General features: G+C 72.6%; 16 protein-coding genes. 6 read left to right on the top strand and 10 right to left on the bottom strand.

Going from position 1 to position 18,209, the window contains the following annotated elements; all coding sequences use genetic code 11:
* From VFZ39_RS09115 to VFZ39_RS09070, 10 genes are all read right to left on the bottom strand, one after another.
* On the bottom strand, window positions 1-381 hold a 381-nt coding region (locus tag VFZ39_RS09115; RefSeq protein ID WP_330865423.1), incomplete at its 3' end, for an MFS transporter.
* A 48-nt stretch (window positions 382-429) separates the two neighbouring features.
* Window positions 430-1,809 carry a cytochrome P450 gene (locus tag VFZ39_RS09110; protein ID WP_330865422.1) on the bottom strand — a complete coding sequence of 460 codons (1,380 nt, stop codon included), beginning with the start codon at window positions 1,807-1,809 and terminating at the stop codon, window positions 430-432.
* Between the two features lie 47 nt (window positions 1,810-1,856).
* A complete protein-coding gene (locus tag VFZ39_RS09105; RefSeq protein ID WP_330865421.1) occupies window positions 1,857-2,762 on the bottom strand; it encodes a sucrase ferredoxin in 906 nt (301 codons plus the stop codon).
* Complete coding sequence (locus VFZ39_RS09100) at window positions 2,759-3,697, bottom strand: JmjC domain-containing protein (protein WP_330865420.1); 939 nt, start codon at window positions 3,695-3,697, stop codon at window positions 2,759-2,761. Before VFZ39_RS09100 ends, VFZ39_RS09105 begins: the two co-directional genes overlap by 4 nt.
* Window positions 3,698-3,895: 198 nt before the next feature.
* Window positions 3,896-4,177: a hypothetical protein gene (locus VFZ39_RS09095; RefSeq protein WP_330865419.1), complete on the bottom strand. Its 282-nt coding sequence runs from the start codon at window positions 4,175-4,177 to the stop codon at window positions 3,896-3,898.
* Between the two features lie 108 nt (window positions 4,178-4,285).
* Entirely contained in the window at window positions 4,286-7,216 is a 2,931-nt protein-coding gene (locus tag VFZ39_RS09090) for a helix-turn-helix transcriptional regulator (protein ID WP_330865418.1), read from the bottom strand.
* Between the two features lie 17 nt (window positions 7,217-7,233).
* Window positions 7,234-7,389, bottom strand: coding sequence for a hypothetical protein (locus VFZ39_RS09085; RefSeq protein WP_330865417.1), 156 nt, complete (start codon window positions 7,387-7,389; stop codon window positions 7,234-7,236).
* 111 nt (window positions 7,390-7,500) lie between these two features.
* Window positions 7,501-8,655, bottom strand: a complete 1,155-nt coding sequence (gene hutI, locus VFZ39_RS09080) for an imidazolonepropionase (RefSeq protein WP_330865416.1) — start codon at window positions 8,653-8,655, stop codon at window positions 7,501-7,503.
* Window positions 8,652-10,013, bottom strand: coding sequence for a formimidoylglutamate deiminase (locus VFZ39_RS09075; RefSeq protein ID WP_330865415.1), 1,362 nt, complete (start codon window positions 10,011-10,013; stop codon window positions 8,652-8,654). The genes hutI and VFZ39_RS09075 overlap by 4 nt, the downstream gene beginning before the upstream one ends.
* Window positions 10,010-11,212: an allantoate amidohydrolase gene (locus VFZ39_RS09070; protein ID WP_330865414.1), complete on the bottom strand. Its 1,203-nt coding sequence runs from the start codon at window positions 11,210-11,212 to the stop codon at window positions 10,010-10,012. Before VFZ39_RS09070 ends, VFZ39_RS09075 begins: the two co-directional genes overlap by 4 nt.
* A gap of 86 nt (window positions 11,213-11,298) precedes the next feature.
* On the opposite strand from VFZ39_RS09070, the gene VFZ39_RS09065 reads away from it, so the two are divergent.
* From VFZ39_RS09065 to VFZ39_RS09040, 6 genes are all read left to right on the top strand, one after another.
* Window positions 11,299-11,919, top strand: coding sequence for a nitroreductase family protein (locus VFZ39_RS09065; RefSeq protein WP_330865413.1), 621 nt, complete (start codon window positions 11,299-11,301; stop codon window positions 11,917-11,919).
* 136 nt (window positions 11,920-12,055) lie between these two features.
* Window positions 12,056-13,381 (top strand): M20/M25/M40 family metallo-hydrolase, encoded by a 1,326-nt coding sequence (locus VFZ39_RS09060; protein WP_330865412.1) that lies wholly within the window; start codon window positions 12,056-12,058, stop codon window positions 13,379-13,381.
* Window positions 13,378-14,829: an MFS transporter gene (locus VFZ39_RS09055; RefSeq protein ID WP_330865411.1), complete on the top strand. Its 1,452-nt coding sequence runs from the start codon at window positions 13,378-13,380 to the stop codon at window positions 14,827-14,829. Before VFZ39_RS09060 ends, VFZ39_RS09055 begins: the two co-directional genes overlap by 4 nt.
* 41 nt (window positions 14,830-14,870) lie before the next feature.
* The gene (locus VFZ39_RS09050) at window positions 14,871-15,389 is read left to right on the top strand and encodes a DUF1992 domain-containing protein (protein WP_330865410.1); all 519 of its coding nucleotides are present in this window, start codon (window positions 14,871-14,873) and stop codon (window positions 15,387-15,389) included.
* 33 nt (window positions 15,390-15,422) lie between these two features.
* Window positions 15,423-17,015, top strand: coding sequence for a LuxR C-terminal-related transcriptional regulator (locus VFZ39_RS09045; RefSeq protein WP_330865409.1), 1,593 nt, complete (start codon window positions 15,423-15,425; stop codon window positions 17,013-17,015).
* A gap of 120 nt (window positions 17,016-17,135) precedes the next feature.
* A partial coding sequence (locus VFZ39_RS09040) for a class I SAM-dependent methyltransferase (protein ID WP_330865408.1) occupies window positions 17,136-18,209 on the top strand: 1,074 nt, incomplete at its 3' end.

The raw sequence follows: 18,209 nt of genomic DNA, 5'->3' as shown, positions 1-18,209 counted from the left end.
GGCCGCCGCCAACAGGGCCGAGACCACGAAGATCAGCGGCACGCTCGGGTCGTCGCGGAACGCGTTGACCCCGAGCACCGCGGTGAGGACGACCTGGGCGACGCCGCACCCGATCAGGAGCCGGCGCCGGTCGACGTGATCCGCCAGGGCCCCGCCGTACAGGCCGAACACGACCAGCGGGACCAGCTCGGCCAGCCCGATGGCGCCGACTGCGATGTTGGAGCCGGTCAGCCGGTAGACCTGGAACGGGATCGCGACGTAGGAGACCATCCCGCCGAGGTAGAAGACCGTGCCGGCCGCGAAGAGCAGCCGGAAGTCGCGGGAGTCGCGCAGCGGCGTCACGTCCATACGCAGCGCGCGCAGTCGCTCACCCCAAGTCATGAGCGTCCATCGTGGCAGCGCCCCCGGCCGCGCGCACCGGAATTGTCGTCAGCGGGCGATGACCCGGATCCGGGAGCCGCGGCGGGGAACGCTGGTGATGTTGCGGACCTTGGGGACGTCGCGCCCCAGCGCCTGCACGTCGTACGACGAGAGGATCTCGCGGAGCGCCGCCACTCCCTCCATCACCGAGAACCCCGCGCCGATGCAGCGGCGCACGCCGCCGCCGAAAGGGATCCAGGTGTTGGTGGGCGGGTTCTGCCCGATGAACCGCTCGGGTCGGAAGACCGCAGGGTCGGGATGGTTCTCCTCGCGTGCGTGCGCCACCAGGATCGACGGGCCCACGGTGACGCCGGCCGGGAGGTCGATCCCGCCGATCGTGGTCGGCTCCAGGAGCGTGCGCACCACCATCGGGATCACGGGGTGCAGCCGCATCGACTCCTTGAGCAGCGCCTCCAGCCACTCGTCGTCGCCGTCGCGGGCCGCGACGCGGGCCCGCTCACGCTGGTGCGGGTCGCGGCCGACCTCGTGGAGGGTCCAGGCGAGTGCCGACGCCGTGGTCTCGTGGCCGGCGAGCAGCAGCGTGATCAGCTGGTCGCGCAGCTCCTCGTCGGTCAGCCGGTCCCCGCCGTCCGCGACCCTGATCAGCTGCGAGAGCACGTCGGTGCGCTGCTCGAGGTCCGCCGCGTGGCGGCGCTCGCGGATCTCGGCGTACATCAAGCGGTCGAGGGCGTAGGCGTTCTCGACCGTGGCCCGCCACGGGCCGAACTTCTGCAGCCGCGGGTACCCCCACCCGAGCAGCACGGCCGGGTTGACGTCGACCGTCCGGTTCACCCGCGGGCGCAGTCCGGCCAGTCGCGCTTCGTCGGTGACGCCGAACACGACGCGCAGGATCACCTCGAGGGTCAGCGCGTTCATCCGGTCGAGGGACCGGAACTCCTCGCCGTCACGCCACCCGGCGACCTCGGATCGCGCGACCTCGGTGACCAGCTCGCGGTACTCGCGCAGCGCGTGGCCGTTGAACGCCGGCATCAACAGCTTGCGGGCCCGCTTGTGCTCCGCGCCGTCCTGGAGCAGCAGCGAGTGCTCGCCCATGATCGGGCCGAGGATGGCGTTCCCCTTGCCCGCGTGGAACACCTCGGGGTCACCGGCGAAGATCTCCTTCGCGTGCTCGGGGCGGGTGAACAGCACCAATGGCCGGCCCTTCGGGAGGATCCGCACCGTGAACACCTCGCCGTAGCGGCGGTGGCACCACGGCACGAACTGGTGCCGGAACCGGATCAGGCCGATGCTCTGCGCGATCTCGGGCCACCGCGGGCCCGGTGGCAGCCCGCTGGTGTCGACCGGCGGCGGCGCATCACCCCCGAACGGCCGCATCTTCGCGAACCGGCGCGCAGTCAGCTCCTCGACACCGTCCGAGAGGGCGCTCATGCGGAGACATACTACGGGTATGTCAACGCCGTCCACCAGGGCGCGACTCAGGCCGTGCCGAGCCGGCGCACCGCCAGCACGTCGTGGCGCGGGATCGCGTCGGGCTTGACGGCGAGACACGTGAGCCGGTGGCGCACGGTCTCGTCGAGGGCGCTCCGGAGCACGACCTCCCAGCGCTCGGCGCCGACGTCGAACACGGCGTGCCACTCGGCACCGTCGCGTCGGCGCGAGACCGGCCGGACCGTGTCCAGGGCGGTCTCGCCGAGCTGCCGGCGCAGCGCGATCTCGGCCGCCTGCACCGACATGGGGTACGACGAGCGGCCGCGGAGGTGGTCGAGGTCGAGGTGGCCGGAACGATGGGTGGCGGCGATCGAGACCGCGGCAGGAGGATCGACGCGCCCGTAGTACAGGCCGTGTGGCAGCACCAGCAGGTTGCCCGCGAACCGGTCGCCCCCGATGTGGGAGATCTCCCACGTCGCGTCCGGCTGCGCGTGGCTGAGAGCGGTCGCCACCGGTCGGCCGAGCTCGGCACAGCAGGCGTCGTGCCGACCGTGCGTGCAGACACCGAAGACCGACTCCGAGACGGGAGTGAGGCCCGGTGAGCGGCCGGCGCCGAGCGCGGTCAGGTCGAGGTCGGCCACGGCAGCGGGCGAGTCCAGGACCGTCGTCTCCAGCCACGGACGGACGGGGTCGGCGTACGCCGCGAACACCCGGACCCCGTCCTGTCGGGCCGAGACCCGGTGCCGGCGGACCAGGTTGGCCCGGACGCCCAGTGCCTTCGCCGATCGCAGGACTCGCTTGGTCTCCTCCGGCAGCCGGGAGTCGCGCAGCGCGTCGACACCCCACGACCCGATGCACTCCACGAGCAGGAAGGCACGCACCGTCGACGCCGTGCCGGCGAGCTCGTCGTCGCGCTGGGCGCTGGCCAGGGAGCAGCGGAACCGGCCGTTCACCCGACGACCTCGAGCAGCCCCTCCCGGACCAGGCGCCGGCACAGCACCAGCCGGCTCTGGGGGTCGAGGTGCTCGGCGAGGTCACCGGGAGTCAGCACCTCCGCGGAGCGGACCTGCTCCAGCGCCGGCCGCAGCCGCGCCGGTACGTCGAGCGTCCGGTCACCCAGCAGCACCCGCAGCCCCTCCTCGCGCTCGACCAGCACGCACGGACTGCCGGCTCGGCGGGCGAGGCGCGTGTCATCGGCCAGCTCACGGACCGCGACGACGTCACGCAGCCCTCCGCGCAGCCGGGCGCTACGACTGGTGAGGAAGCGCTCGGCCCGCTCGCGCGCGGTGGCCTCGGTGTCGAGGTCACGGACCCGGTCGGCCACCTCGTCCAGCCGCGCTCGGAGCCCGGAGGCGAGCAGCCCCGGATCGCCGAGGTAACCAGCAGGCAGGTGGGTGTCGGGCACCTCGACGAGCAGGTCGCGGACGGTCTGCTCGACCAGGCTGCGCCAGGTGAGCTGGTTGATGCCGAGCGTCACGTGGAGCGAGACGGAGTCCTGGGCGCGCGCCGCGTGCGGCGTACCGGTCGGCAGGTACATCGAGAGCCCCGGCTCGAGCAGCACGGCGTCGACCCGGTCGTCGGTGTGGATCTCCCACTGCTTGCGGCCGTGGGTCTGGAAGACGAAGACGTCGTGGCTGTCGGAGTGGACCGCGAAGCCCTGGGAACCGGGCGGGGTGAGGTAGGCGTTGGCCTGGCAGGGGTGGCCGAGCTCGAGCTCGAGCTCGGCGATCAACTCGCGCAGCGGCGGCCAGTACCGGTGGAGGCCCTGGAGGACGACGCTCGCACCCTCGTCGAAGAGCTGGAGCACGCGCCGGGCATCGACCAGGCCGGTGAGCGGCTTGCCGGCCAGGGTCGCCCCCGACCGGGTGTAGCGCGACTCGGGCAGCACCGAGCCGTCCTGCGCCAACCGGACCGCCGGCGTTCGGATCGCGGTCTCGGTCAGCAGGTGGTCGACGTCGTCGAACGACAGCAGGCCGACCAGCCGGTCGGGGTCGGTCTGGTGCAGGTGGACGCGGGTCGCCCAGACCTTCGCGAGGAAGGTCTGGGCGTCACCGCTGAGGAGCTCGAGCGCGCTCAGCGGGTGGTCCTAGCCGTCCGTGCCGTCGGTGCCGTCTGCGTCGCCGCCGTCGGTCCCGTCGGCGTCCGTGCCGTCCGCGTCCGTGCCGTCGGCGTCCGTGCCGTCCGCGTCCGTGCTGTCGCCGTCGGTCGTGTCCGTCGCGTCCCCGTCGGTGCCGTCGGCGTCCGTGCCATCGGCGTCCGTGCCATCGGCGTCGGTGCCGTCGGCGTCGGACGGCATGGACGACGCCGTCGGGGTGTCCCCGGTCGTCATGTCAGTGTCGCTCAGGGGCTCCTCGGAGCTGTTCGACATAGCGCCTCCTCGAGAGTGTGGGGCGGCTGATCCGCCCGTGGCCCGAACCTACCGGCCACCTGAGGCACATGGCACCCACCCCACAGGGGGTGAACGATCGGCCGACGGTCACTCGAGCAGGCCCCGACGGCGCGCGATCGCGGCCGCCTCGGTGCGGCCGGCCGCGCCGAGCTTGGCGAGGATGTTGGAGACGTGGACCGAGACCGTCTTGGTGCTGATGTACAGCTGCTTCCCGATCTCGCCGTTCGACCGGCCTTCAGCGACCAGCGCCAGGATCTCGGTCTCGCGGGCAGTGAGGGTGGCGGTGCCGGCCGACTGTCGCTGCTTGCGCGACCCCAGCGCTATCAGCTGGTCGACCAGCGGCTGGGCTCCGAGCGCGTGCGCGGCGGACCGTGCCTGGTCGGCGACCTCACGTGCGCCGGCGGCGTCGCCCGTGGCTCGCAGGACCGTCGCCAGCACGACCCGCACCAGGGCCAGCTGGTAGGCGTCGCCGAACGTCTCGAAGGCGGTCGCGGCACTGCGCCAGGCCTCGATGAGGTCGTCGTCGTCTGGCGGATCACCTGCCAGCCAGCGCAGTCGAAGAGCCTCGGCCTCGAGCCGCTTGGTCCACGCGACCCCCTCCGGCCCCCACAGCCCGGAGGGCGACGGGTAGCGCTCGAGCACCATCCGGCCGTCGGAGAGCAGCCTGGCGGCACGCTCGACGAGGGCCGGCCGATCGGTCGCGGCGACCGCGGGGAACAGGTCCGCGATGGCGCCGATCGCCGTGGCGGCCATCCGGATCCGTGCCGAGAACCATGGCTGCCAGAGCCGCGAGAGCAGCTCGACGGCGTCGTCGTACGCCGCGAGGACGCCGGCCGGGTCGCCGGCCCGGACCGCCTCGACCATCTCGAGCGGGGCGGAGTGGATCGCGATCAGCCCCTCCTTCACCCACAGCTTGCGCAGCGCGGGGAGTCGGTCGGCGACCGACGCGCCACGGGCCTGCCGGATGTGGAGCACGAAGAGGTCGACGACGCCCTGCTGGATCTTCGGGGGCGACCCGACGGCAGCGGCCAGCTCGAGCGCTGCGTCCCAGTGCCCGCGGACGGTGTACTGGAAGATCAGGTGCCAGCGCGACTCGAAGCCGTACGGCGCGTACGGCAGCCCGACCTCGGCTGCCCGGTCTGCTCCCTGCCGGAAGGCCCGTTCGGCCTCCGGCCACTCCCCCATGTCCTCGTAGGAGCGGCCGAGCATGAAGTGGCCGCGCAGCTCGGCCTCGATCGCGCCGGCCGCGCGTGACTGCTCGATCGCCTCGCGCAGCGCCTCACGCAGGCCCGCGTGCGGACCGGTGTGACGCGCCTGGCTGAGGGTGACGAGGATGTCGGAGACGAGGTCGGACATCTGGAGCCGTTCGGCCATCGAGAGGCCCTCGAGCGCGATCGACTGCGCCTCCTCGTGACGACGGTACGCCGTGAGGATCCGGGCGTGGGTGGCGAGGACGCGGGCCCGCAACGGGGTCTCGCCGTCGGGGACCAGCCGGTACGCCTCCTCGGAGATCTGGGACGGGTCGTCCTCGGTCTCGGTGATCATGAGCAGGTACGCGCGAGCCGCGAGCAGCCGGGCGCGCCAGGCGTCGGGGGCGTCGGACGGCAGCAGCTCGAGCTCCTCGCCGAGCAGCGCGGCCGCTCGCTGCGGCCGACCCGATGCGGCGAGTGCGTCGGCGAGGTTGACGACGAGCGCGGACCGGTCGACGTCGAGGTCGCCCGTCCGTCGCGGGTCGGTGAGCAGCTCGAGTGCCTGCTCGTAGTGGTCGACGGCCTCGTCCGGCCCACCGACCGACAGCGCATCGTGGCCGGCGCGGATGCTCGCGTGCAGCGCGGTCTGGAGGTCGTGTGCGAGCCGCGAGTGGCGGGCGAGCTCGGCGGCCGTGCCGGTGACCCCGCCCTCACGCAGGGCGGTCGCGAACCGGTCATGCAGTCTGACCCGCTCCCCCGGCAACAGGTCGTCGTAGACCGCCTCGCCGAGCAGCGCGTGTCGGAAGGCGTACCGGTCGCCGTCGGGGACCAGCACGTTCATCTCGGCGGCCTGCCGCAGCCCTTCGTCGAGCGCGGCCGGGTCGAGCCCGGACGCCGCCGCCAGCAGGTCGTGGGAGACCTTGCGACCCGCGACGCTCGCGGTGCGGACCACCTGGCGGGCGGCGTCGTCGAGCCGGTCGAGGCGGACGAGGAGCACGTCGGCCAGCTCGGCGGGCACCCAGCGACCGGGACCGGCCGCGGCGCTGGTGAGCTCCTCCACGAAGAACGCGTTGCCCTCGGCCCGGTCGACGATGTCGACGGTCTCGGCCATCGAGAGCCCGCCTGGCACGAGCTCGGCGATCAGGGCCTGGACCGCGTCGTCGGCCAAGGGCGTCAGCGCGAGCCGTCGTACGCCAGGGATCCGGGTCCACTCCGCGAGGTGGCGTCGAAGCGGGTGGCGTCGGTGGAGGTCGTCGGCCCGGTAGCTCACGACGAGCGCCACGGAGCCGGTGAAGTCACGAGTGAAGAGGAAGCTGAGGAGATCGCGCGTCGACTGGTCGGCCCAGTGGGCGTCCTCGACGACCACCAGGAGCGGCGCCTCGCGAGCCGCCTCCTCGATCAGGGCGCGCACGGCGTCGAAGAGCGCCGACCGGTCGATGGTGGCGCCGCCACCACCTTCGGCGGCGAGCGTGCGGCGGCCGGGCTGGAGCCGGGCCAGTGTGGGGTGCTGGGAGGCGACGGTGGCGACGGCCTCGGGGAGCTCGTTGTCGAGCCGGCCGAGGATCTCGGAGAACGGAAGGTAGGGCAGTCCGGTGTCGCCCAGGTCGAGGCAGTGCCCGGCCAGGACGCGCCAGCCGTCGGCGGCCAGCCGGTCGCGGACCTCGGTGAGAAGCCTGGTCTTGCCGACGCCGGCGTCACCGGAGACCACGACCCCGGACAGGGAGGGACCCTCGTCGGCCGCTTCGCGGAGCCAGGACTCGAGGTCCTTCAGCTCGCTGTCACGACCAACGAGGGTCCGACTGGTCTGGGTCGCCACGATGTCCATCATGGCGGCAACCGCCGACATCAGGCGGCACGACGAGTCTGGTTGCCGTCCTTCCGGCGGCGGACGGCCCGCAGGGTGCGGTGGCCGTCGTGATGCTGGTCGGGGCGCTCGCCCTTCAACCGCTCGGCGCGGTAGGCCAGCTCGTAGTCCAGGTAGGTGTGGTCGATCTCGAACATCTCGTTCTCCTCGTCAGTTCTTGCTCTTCTCGTTGACAAGGTCGAGATTGCTCGTCTGAGGTAGGGCCGCACATCGGGCAGGTGCCTTATCTGAGGCACCCGCGAGCCACCTCAGAGGGGTCGGCCGTCCTTCCAGACCGACGCGACGAGCGGTACGCCGGGCCGGTAGGCGAGGTGGACGGCGGAGGGGGCGTCGAGCAGGAGGAGGTCGGCCCGCCTGCCGGGCGCCAGGACTCCCACGTCGTCCCGATCGAGGGCGCGTGCGCCCCCCGCGGTCGCGGCCCAGACCGCCTCGGCCGGGGTCATTCCCATCTCGCGGACCGCCAGTGCGATGCACAGCGGCACCGAGCTGGTGAAGCACGACCCCGGGTTGCAGTCGCTGGCGAGCGCTACGGTCACCCCGGCGTCCAGGAGCCGCCGCGCGTCCGGGTACGGCTGCCGGGTGGAGAACTCCACCCCCGGCAGCAGCGTGGCCACGGTGCCGCTGTCGGCGAGCGCCGCCACGTCGGCGTCACGCAGGAACGTGCAGTGGTCGACCGCTGGGAGCCCGAGCTCGGCGGCCAGCCGCACCCCCGCGCCGTACGTGAGCTGGTTGGCGTGCAGGCGCCCTCCCAGCCCGACCGCCGCGCCCGCCTCGAGCACGGTGCGCGCCTGGTCGACGTCGAACGCACCCTCCTCGCAGAACGCGTCGATCCAACGGGCGTGGGGTGCGCAGGCGTCGAGCATCGGGCCGGTGACCAGGTCGAGGTACGCCGTGGCGTCGGCCGGCTCACCGGCGTCAGTGTCGGGCACGACGTGAGCACCGAGGAACGTCGTCTCGTCGGTGAACTGCCGGGCGACCGCGAGGCTGCGCGCCTCGTCGTGGACGGTCAGGCCGTAGCCGCTCTTGATCTCGACGGTGGTGGTGCCCTGGCGGTGCATCTCGGCGACCAGCCGGGCGACGTGACTCGTGAGGTGCTCGTCCGAGGCGGCGCGGGTCGCGGCGACCGTGGTGCGGATACCGCCTGCGGCGTACGACTCACCGGCCATCCTGGCGGCGAACTCGGCTGCGCGGTCGCCGGCGAAGACGAGGTGGCTGTGGCTGTCGACGAACCCCGGGATCACGGCGCGGCCGCCCGCGTCGACGTGCTGGTCGGCTGCGGGCGCCTCGTCGGCCGGTCCGACCCAGGTGATCCGCGGTCCGTCGAGCACGAGGGCGGCGTCCGTCAGCGGCCGGTCGTGGTCGTTGGTCGTCAGCTCCCCGATGTGGGTGATCAGGACGCTCATGCCCACACCGCTCCGATGGCCTCGGCGAGCTCGCGCCCGATCTCCTCGCTGTCACCCTGGCGAACGACGAGCCGGCCGTCGACCACCACCTGCGTGACGTCGGCGCCGGTCGCCGAGAACACCGCGGTGTGCTCGTCCGCGCCGGTGCCGGCGGTGCGGGGGGTGGCGGTGTCGAGCGTGACGAGGTCGGCCCGCTGACCGACCGCGATCGCGCCGGCCTCGTCCCACCCGAGACTCACCTGGCCGTGCACCGTCGCAGTGTCGAGCAGCTCCGCCGCGGTCCAGTGCCCGCGCTCCTGGGTCACCAGCCGCTGGTCCATCTCGAGCGCCCGCATCTCCTCGAACGGGTCGACGACGGCGTGGCTGTCGCTGCCCAGGGTGAGTCTGACGCCGGCCTCACGCAGCCGGGTCGACGGGCCGACGCCGTCACCGAGGTCGCGCTCGGTCGTCGGGCAGAAGCCGGCGTACGTGCGGGACGCGGCGAGGTGGGTGACGTCGTCGTCGGTGAGGTGCGTGGCGTGGACGGCGGTGGTGAGCGGCCCGAGGACGTCGTGGTCGGCGAGCAGCTCGGTGGGGGTCCGGACGTAGGCGGCGACGCAGTCCCGGTTCTCCGCGACCTGCTCGGACACGTGGACGTGGAGGGGCCGTCCGATCGCCCACTCCGCGATCGCCGGCATCACCTCGGCGGGAACGGCGCGGACGGAGTGGATCGCCGCGCCGAGGACGATCCCCTCCGCGCGCATCGTGTCGACCCGGCCCAGCCAGCGGTCGACGTCGCCGTCGCTGAACCGCCGCTGCACGCCTTCGGGGGGCCGGCCGAACCCGGCCGAGAGGTAGCAGGTGTCGAGCAGCGTCAGCCGGATCCCGGCCTCCTGGGCGGCGGCCACCAGTGCGTGGGACATCGCGTTCGGATCGGCGTACGGCGTGCCGTCGGGCTGGTGGTGCAGGTAGTGGAACTCCCCCACGGAGGTCATGCCGGCGGCGAGCATCTCCCGGAACGTGGCCCGGGCGAGCGCGTGGTAGGAGTCCGGGTCGAGCCGCTCGGCCACGGCGTACATCTGCTCCCGCCAGGTCCAGAACGAGCCCCGCTCGCGCTGCGTCCGGCCCCGGAGGGCCCGATGGAACGCGTGGCTGTGGGTGTTGGCGAAACCGGGGAGCGTCAGTCCCGGGAGGCGGGTCGGGGTTTCCCCGCCTGAGCGGGGAACCGACGACTTCGTGACCGAATCATCGACCCCGAGGTCCTGGACTCGCGCACGAGGTTCGACCCGGGTGAAGCGACCGTCGTCGATCTCCACCAGCACGTCGTCGTGCACGGCCCCGGCCACCCACGCCCGCTCGAGGTGGTACGCCGAGGTCACGACGCGAGCCGCTCGAGCGTGTCGGCCAGCGCGGAGACGCCGACCAGGCAGTCCGCCATCTCCGCGTGCTCCGCCGGCGAGTGGGAGACCCCGGTGGGGTTGCGGACGAACAGCATCGCGGTGGGGATGCCGGCGGCGTGGAGGATCCCGGCGTCGTGACCGGCCGCGGTCGGGATGACCGGCCAGCCACCGACGGCGTGGCCGCCGGCGATCCGCGAGGCAAGGCTCGCGTCGAAGACGACCTCCCCCGACGTCGACTCGGCGGTGACCCTCAGCGAAGTCCCGTCCCGCTCCGCCCGCTCGGCCGCCTGCCGGGTCACCGCGGCCACCAGCTCCTGCAGCGACTCGTCCGTCGCCGCCCGCGCGTCCAGCCACGCCGTCACGTGCGACGGCACCGCGTTGGTGCCGTTCGGCTCGACCTGCACGCGGCCGAAGGTCGCCCTGGCGTCGGCGAGCCGGGCCTGCTTGTTCGCCGCTAGCGCGGTCATCGCATAGCTCAGCATCGGGTCCCGCCGATCTGCCATCCGGGTCGTGCCCGCGTGGTTGGCCTCACCGGCGAAGTCAAAGCGGTAGCGGCCGTGCGGCCAGATCCCGCTCGCGACACCGACCGCGGCGCCGCGCTCCACCAGGTCGCGACCCTGCTCCACGTGCAGCTCCACGAAACAGCCGACCTCCTCGAGCTCCGCCCACCGGCCGGGGTCCGACGCCCCGAGACCGGCCGCAGCCAGCGCGTCGGGGAGGAACACACCGTCGCGGTCCCGCAGCTCGCGCGCAGTGGCCCACGGCAGTGCCCCGGTCGCCACTCGCGACCCCAGGCAGGCCAGCCCGAACCGCGAGCCCTCCTCCTCCACGAACACCGACACCCCGATCGGGCGGCCGGGCACGACTCCTCGCGAGCGAAGCTCGTCGATGGCCGCCAGCCCGGTGACAACACCGAGCGGGCCGTCGTACGCGCCTCCGTCGAGCACGCTGTCCAGGTGCGACCCGGTGAGGACCGCCGAGCCGGAGCCCACGTCCCACCACGCGATCTGGTTGCCGAGCGCATCGCTCTCGAGCCGCAGTCCTCGGGAGGCCGCCGCGTGGGCGAACCACCCCCGCAGCTCCGACTCCGCTGCCGCCCACGGCTGCCGGAAGTAGCCACCGGAGCTCGAGGAGCGGCCGATCGGCGCGAGGTCGGCCCACATCTCCTCGAAGGTCATGGGCCCAGTCCACCGGTCGCGGTGGTCCCGCGGCAAGCGCGGTGACGCCCGGCGGTCTGGGATCCGAGACGTGTCAGGCTCACGGCATGGAGTTCCAAGAGGTCGTCGACCGCCGGCGCATGATCCGTAACTACGCCGAGCGCCCGGTCGACCCGGCCGTCGTCGAGCGTGCTCTCCGCAACGCGACCCGGGCGCCGAGCGCGGGCTTCAGCCAGGGGTGGGCGTTCGTGCTGCTCGACCGGCCCGACGACGTACATCGCTACTGGGAGTCGGCCACACCACCCGACCGGCTCGCGAGACCCGACCGCTGGCTCGCCGGGATGATGCGGGCACCGGTCGTGGTCATCCCGTGCTCCAGCAAGGCGGCCTACCTCGACCGGTACGCCGAGCCCGACAAGGGTTGGGCCGACCGCGACGACAGCCGCTGGCCGGTCCCGTACTGGCACATGGACACCGCGATGGCGAGCCTGCTCATCCTCCAGACCGCGGTCGACGAGGGGCTGGGCGCGCTGTTCTTCGGCATCCCGGTCGACCGCGTACGCGCGGTGAGAAGCGAGTTCGCGATCCCCGACACCCACGACCCGATCGGGGCGATCACGATCGGCCACCTCGCCGACGACGCCGGCCCGCCCGGCTCGGCGCGGACCCGCCGCCGCGTGCCCCTCGACGAGCTCGTCCATCGCGGGGGCTGGCCCCCCACCCGGTGACCCGTCACTTCTGCAGGTTCATAAGCCCCCGAGTCGTCACTCCTGCAGCATCGAACCCGCACAAGTGACGGCTCGGCGCATGGGGGAGCTGCACAAGTGACGGCTCGCCGATGGAGGGTGGCGCTAGGTTGCGGCCATGACCGATGGGGCCGTGGCGGCGCTGCAGGCGCTCGTGCGCATCCCGACGGTGTCGTACGCCGAGGTCGAGCGGATCGATGTGGGCGCCTTCGACGCGTTCGTCGACGAGCTCGGACGCCGCTTCCCCCTGCTCCACCGACACCTCGAGCTCACCCGGATCCGCAGTCACGGCCTGCTGTTCCACTGGCGCGGTCGCTCGGCTGACCGGCCGGTCGTCCTGATGGCTCACCTCGACGTGGTGCCGGTGGACGAGGACGCGCCCTGGCAGCACCCGCCGTTCTCGGCCGACCTGGTGGGCGGTGCGATCTGGGGCCGCGGCACGCTCGACGACAAGGGCTGCCTGGTCGGGATCTGCGCCGCTGTCGAGCAGCTGCTCGCCGACGACGTGACGCCCGCCCAGGACGTGTGGCTCTCGTTCGGCTGCGACGAGGAGGTGTCGGGCCAGGCCGCCTCGGACGCCGTGGCGGAGCTGGAGCGGCGAGGCGTCCAGCCATGGTTCGTGCTCGACGAGGGCGGCGCGGTCGCCCACCAGGCGTTCCCAGGGGTCGACCCGCCGGTCGCGGTGATCGGCGTGACCGAGAAGGGCACGACCGACCTGCGTCTGAGCGTCGAGGGGCGCGGCGGCCACGCGTCCACGCCGGCGCGCAACGGACCGACCGCACGACTGGGCCGGGCGATCGTGCGGCTCGACCGGACCCCGTTCCCGCCCAGCACCCCGGCCCCCACTCTCGAGCTGATGCGCAGGCTGGCGCCGCACGCGCCGACCGTCCTAGGGCCGTTGCTGGCTCGGGCCGACCGGTTGCAGCCGCTGCTGACCCGGGCGCTGATCGCGGCCGGCCCGGAGTCCGCGGCCATGACCCGGACCACAGCGGCGGTCACGACCCTCAGCGGCTCCCCCGCCCACAACGTCATCGCCAGCAACGCGACCGCCGGCGTGAACGTGCGCGTGATGGTCGGCGACTCGGTGGCCGACGTGGTCGAGCACGTCCGCAAGGCGATCCGCGACGACCAGGTGCGGGTCGAGGTCGTGACGGCCGGCGAGGCGAGCCCGGTCTCGCCGTACGACGGCGACGAGGCGTTCGCGCTCCTCGAGTCGACCGTGGACGAGCTCTTCCCCGACGCGGTCGTGTCGCCGTACGTGATGATGGCCGCCACCGACGGCCGCTTCTTCACCCGGATCTGCGACCGGGTCTACCGGTTCGCGCCGTATCGCATGACGAAGGCACAGCGTGAGGCCATCCACTCCTACGACGAGCACCTCCGGGTCGACGACTTCCAGGCGGGGATCGCCTGGTACCGGCGTCTGATCGAGAAGCTGCCGTGACCAGCGCCCCCACCGGGTCGCCGGTGCGACCGGTCCACGGACTGGCGGCCGTCGTCGGGTTCCTCGTGTGCGTCGAGATCGCGAGCGGCGTGCTCCAGGGCTACTACACGCCGATCTTCCCGCAGATCGCCGACCACCTCAGCATCCCCGAGGGCGACGTCAACTGGTTCGAGGCGGCGCAGCTGATCGTCTCGGCGCTGTGCATCCCGATCCTGTCCCGGCTCGGCGACCTGATCGGTCACAAGAAGGTGCTGCTGCTCTCCACGGCGGTCACCGCCCTCGGCTCGTGGATCCTCGCCTTCGCGCCGTCGTTCACGACGTTCCTGATCGGCTGGGCGATCCAGGGTGCGTACGTCGTCTGGCTGCCCCTCGAGATCGCGATCATCCACCGGCGGACCCGCGCTTCCGGCCGGCAGGAGCTGCTGACCCGCCGGGGCGCTGCGGTGCTCGTCGGCGCCCTCGAGCTCGCGGTCATCATCGGTGCGCTGACCAGCGGGCTGCTCGTCGACTCCACCGGGATGAACCTGATCCTGGCGCTGCCCGCGATCGTCGTCACGGCCGTGTTCTTCGTGATCCTGTTCGGCATCGAGGACGCGGCCGGCGAATCCTCCGGGGGGATCGACTGGACCGGCCTCGCGCTGGTGACCCTGGCCCTGCTGCTGGTGATGGGCGGGCTGGTGCTCATCCGGGTCGACGGTCCCGCCAGCCTGCGCGCCTGGTTGACCATCCTGCTGGGCCTGGCGACCTTCGTGCCGTTCATCCGCTACGAGCTGGGGCTGGCCGAGCCGATCGTCGACGTACGGCTGTTCGCCCGGCCCGCGCAGTGGCCAGTGCAGCTGACGGCGTTCCTGTTCGGCATCCCCGTGCTCGCCGGCCAGATCCCGTTGTCGACGTTCGCGCAGGCGGACCCGGACGTACGCGGCTACGGGCTCGGCGCCGACTCCGCCTTCATCTCCACCCTGATCGGGTTGTACGTCGTCACCCTGGCCGTCGGCGCCTTCACGCTGCCGGTGACGTCTCGGCTGCTCGGCGTACGACGTGCCCTGGTCGTGGCGTGCGCGATGGTCGGCCTCGGCTACCTGTTGTGGCTGCCGTTCCACGAGACGACCACGCAAGCGCTCGTCAACATGGGTATCGCCGGTCTCGGTTCGGGGGCCTTGGTCGCCGCGCTACCGGCCGCTGCGGCGGCCGCGGCGCCACCGGAACGCACCGGTATTGCGACCGGCATGACCAACGGCACCAAGACCGTGGGCGGTGCGATCGCCTCCGCGGTCTTCGCGATCGCGCTCACCGCCACCGGCTCGCTGGACGCCGCCGGTGAGCAGGTCGCCCCGCTGAGCGGCTACCTCACCGTCTGGGCCGTGTGCTCCGGCGCGGCCTTCCTCGCGGCACTGGCACTGCTCGCCGCACCGAAACACGCCTTCTCCGACCTCCCCACCCACCGTTGAGTCGGGCCCCGTACGGGTCGACGGTTTCGTAGAATCGGGGCATGGTGGATCGGCCGGACCGGACGCCGGAGCGGGACCGCCGCACCGGCCAGGGTGCCGCGGCCGCGCGGATGCGCGACCAGCACAGCTGGGTCGACCAGCAGATCCGGCAGGCCATGGCGCGCGGCGAGTTCGACGACCTGCCGGGCGCCGGGAAGCCGATCAAGAACCTCGGCACGCAGCACGACCCCGACTGGTGGGTCAAGCAGCTGGTGGAGCGCGAGAAGATCACCGGCGTACTGCCGCCGGCACTGCAGCTGCGCAAGGACGACCTCGAGCTCGACGACCGGCTCGACCGGATCACCTCCGAGCGCGAGGTTCGCCGGGAGCTCGAGGACTTCAACAAGCGGATCATCGCCGCGCGGCGCCAGCTCGAGGGCGGTCCACCGGTGATCACACCGACCCGCGATGTCGAGGCGGAGATCCGGCGCTGGCGGGAGCGGCGCCAGACGCGGCACACTGATCGGCAGGCGCCCTCCGCGCCGGAGCCGACCCGCCGACGGGGCCGACGCCGACGCTGACCGCCTCGGGCGCCGGGTAGGAGGGGTGCAGAGGTGGCCACCGCTGCGGTCCGCGACGCGTACGAACGACGCGACTGGCGGGCCGTCGTCGACCGGCTCGGCGGGGACCGCAGCGCGCTCGACACCGACGACCTCGTGCTCCTCAGCGACGCCGCCTGGTGGCTGGGCGACTCACCCACCGCGATGGAGATCTCCGAGGAGGTCTACCAGCGGTTGCGTGCCGACGGCGACGAGCCCGCCGCGGCGGACCGGGCCCTGCGACTGGCGATGGCCTGGTTCACGCGCGGCGACCTCAAGATCGGCGAGGCCTGGCTGGCGCGAGCACGCCGCCTGGCGAGCGGCCAACCGCGCTCGGCACTCCACGGCTACCTGCTCTACGTCGACGCCGCCGGCGACCTCGACCTGACCGGCGATCCGACGCCCGCGGCCGACGCGGCCGCCGAGCTGCGCCGGCTGGCGGAGGAGTTCCCGGACCCGGCACTGGGCTGCTTCGCCCTTGCTCTCGGCGGCATGGCGGCGGTTCGCGCGGGCGACACGACCTCTGGCTTCGCGCAGCTGGACGAGGCGATGCTCCCGGTGCTGGGCGGCCAGGTCGACCCGCTGTGGTCGGGCGACATCTACTGCACCGTGATCCACCTGTGCGACGACCTGGCCGACCTGAGCCGGATGCGGTCGTGGACGTCGTCCCTCGCCCGGTGGGCCACCCCACTCTCGGAGACCTTCATGTACGCCGGTGTGACGCGCATCCACGAGCTGCAGCTGATCGCCGCCGAGGGCGACTGGGACACCGTGGAGCGCGAGCTCGGCGACCAGAGCGCGAACCTGGAGGGCGCGCACGGCTGGCTGGCGGGCGAGGGGTACTACACGCTCGGGGAGGTACGCCGCCTCCGCGGCGACGCGGCCGGCGCCGAGCAGGCGTTCGCCCGGGCACGCGAGCTCCTGCACGAGGCCCAGCCGGGGTCGGCGCTTCTCCTGCGCGACAGCGGCGACCCCGAGGGTGCACTGGCTCAGCTGCGGGAGGCACTGGCGGACCAGAACCGACTCGTCCGCGCCCGGATGCTGCTGCCGGCCGTCGAGCTGGCGCTGGCCGCGGGCGATGCGTCGTACGCCGAGACGCTGACGTGCGAGCTGGAGGAGACGGCCACCTGGTACGGCACTCCCGGCCTGGCCGCGCGGGCAGATCGCGCTCGGGCCGCCGTCCTTCTGGACGCCGGGGATCCGGCCGCGGCCGTACCGCCGCTGGAACGGGCCGCCAAGGTCTACCGCGAGCAACGGTACCGGCATGCGTCCGCGATGGTCCACGAGCAGCTCGCCGCCGCGGCCCGCGCCCTGGGAGACGCCGAGCGCGCGCGAGCGGAGGAGGCCACGGCGATCGCGATCTACACGCGGCTCGGGGCGCGTCCGGACCTGGAACGGCTGTCTCGGCGTGAACTGCCCGGCGGGTTGACGGAACGAGAGGTCGAGGTGCTCAGATGCGTCGCCGCGGGCGCCAGCAACCGCGAGGTGGCGGAGGCCCTGACGATCAGCGAGAAGACCGTCGGGCGTCACCTCGCCAACATCTTCATCAAGATCGGGGTGTCGTCACGGACCGCGGCTGCGGCCTGGGCGCACGAGCACCGGCTCTGACTGCAGCATCCGCACCACACGCCCGGCGCGGGATGCACGATCCGCCCGACGCGGCGTACGCCGTCGCGCTCCTAGCGTCCCCTCATCCGGACACTCCGGGACCTGAACGAGGAGGACGAGATGACCACGATCGAGACCGAGCCCGCCGTCGCGCAGGCGACCGACCCCGACGCTGTCGCGGAGCGGCTGATCGGCATCGTGAACGACGGCGCGATCTGCCTGTTCACGAGCATCGGCCACGAGCTGGGGCTGTTCGAGACCCTCGCCTCAATGCCGGCTGCGACCAGTGAGCAGATCGGCGACGCAGCAGGGCTGGACGAGCGCTACGTGCGTGAGTGGCTCGGCGGCGTCGTGACTGCGGGCTTCGTGGACTACCACCCGGACACGCGCACCTACTCGCTGCGACCCGACCACACCCCGTTCGTCACGGGGGACGGCGTCGACAACCTGGCCCGCATGACGCGCTACATCACCCTGATGGGGCAGGTGGCGCCGCTGGTCGCCGAGAAGTTCCGGACAGGCGGTGGGCTCTCGTACGAGGACTACCCCACGTTCCACACCCTGATGGCCGCGGAGAGCGCGGCGGTCAACGACGCGTCGTTGCTCGACGTCATCGTCCCGCTCACCGGCGTGACGGCGCGGCTCGAAAGCGGGATCGACGTCGCGGACATCGGCTGCGGCCAGGGCCACGCCATCAACCTGCTGGCACGGGCCTATCCGCGCAGCCGGTTCGTGGGCTACGACTTCAGCGAGGAGGCAATCGAGGCAGCGCGTGACGAGGCGGCCGAGTCGGGCCTGACGAACGCCCGCTTCGAGGTGCAGGACGTCGCAGGACTCGACGCGGAGTCGGCGTACGACCTGGTGCTCACCTTCGACGCCATCCACGACCAGGCCCACCCCGCGCAGGTGCTGGCGAACATCCACCGGTCGCTCCGCCCTGACGGCACCTACCTGATGGTCGACATCAACACGCAGAGCAACCTCGAGGACAACCTCGGCCTGCCCTGGGCGGCGGTGCTCTATGCCATGTCGACGTTCCACTGCATGTCGGTCTCCCTCGGGCAGGGCGGTGACGGCCTGGGCGCGGTCTGGGGAGTCCAGACGGCTCAGCGGATGCTGCACGAGGCCGGCTTCACCGACGTGGTCCTGCACGAGCTGGAGGAGGACCCCTTCAACGCCTACTTCGTCGCCCGC

The organism is Nocardioides sp., from assembly GCF_036374615.1.
Lineage (GTDB): Bacteria > Actinomycetota > Actinomycetes > Propionibacteriales > Nocardioidaceae > Nocardioides.
This window is presented reverse-complemented; position numbering and strand designations above follow the sequence as displayed.

Coding starts and splice junctions, on each gene's coding strand:
- VFZ39_RS09110 (WP_330865422.1), bottom strand. CDS start 1,809: ATGAGCGCCCTCTCGGACGGTGTCGAGGAGCTGACTGCGCGCCGGTTC.
- VFZ39_RS09095 (WP_330865419.1), bottom strand. CDS start 4,177: ATGTCGAACAGCTCCGAGGAGCCCCTGAGCGACACTGACATGACGACC.
- VFZ39_RS09090 (WP_330865418.1), bottom strand. CDS start 7,216: ATGATGGACATCGTGGCGACCCAGACCAGTCGGACCCTCGTTGGTCGT.
- VFZ39_RS09085 (WP_330865417.1), bottom strand. CDS start 7,389: ATGTTCGAGATCGACCACACCTACCTGGACTACGAGCTGGCCTACCGC.
- hutI (WP_330865416.1), bottom strand. CDS start 8,655: ATGAGCGTCCTGATCACCCACATCGGGGAGCTGACGACCAACGACCAC.
- VFZ39_RS09070 (WP_330865414.1), bottom strand. CDS start 11,212: ATGACCTTCGAGGAGATGTGGGCCGACCTCGCGCCGATCGGCCGCTCC.
- VFZ39_RS09065 (WP_330865413.1), top strand. CDS start 11,299: ATGGAGTTCCAAGAGGTCGTCGACCGCCGGCGCATGATCCGTAACTAC.
- VFZ39_RS09060 (WP_330865412.1), top strand. CDS start 12,056: ATGACCGATGGGGCCGTGGCGGCGCTGCAGGCGCTCGTGCGCATCCCG.
- VFZ39_RS09050 (WP_330865410.1), top strand. CDS start 14,871: ATGGTGGATCGGCCGGACCGGACGCCGGAGCGGGACCGCCGCACCGGC.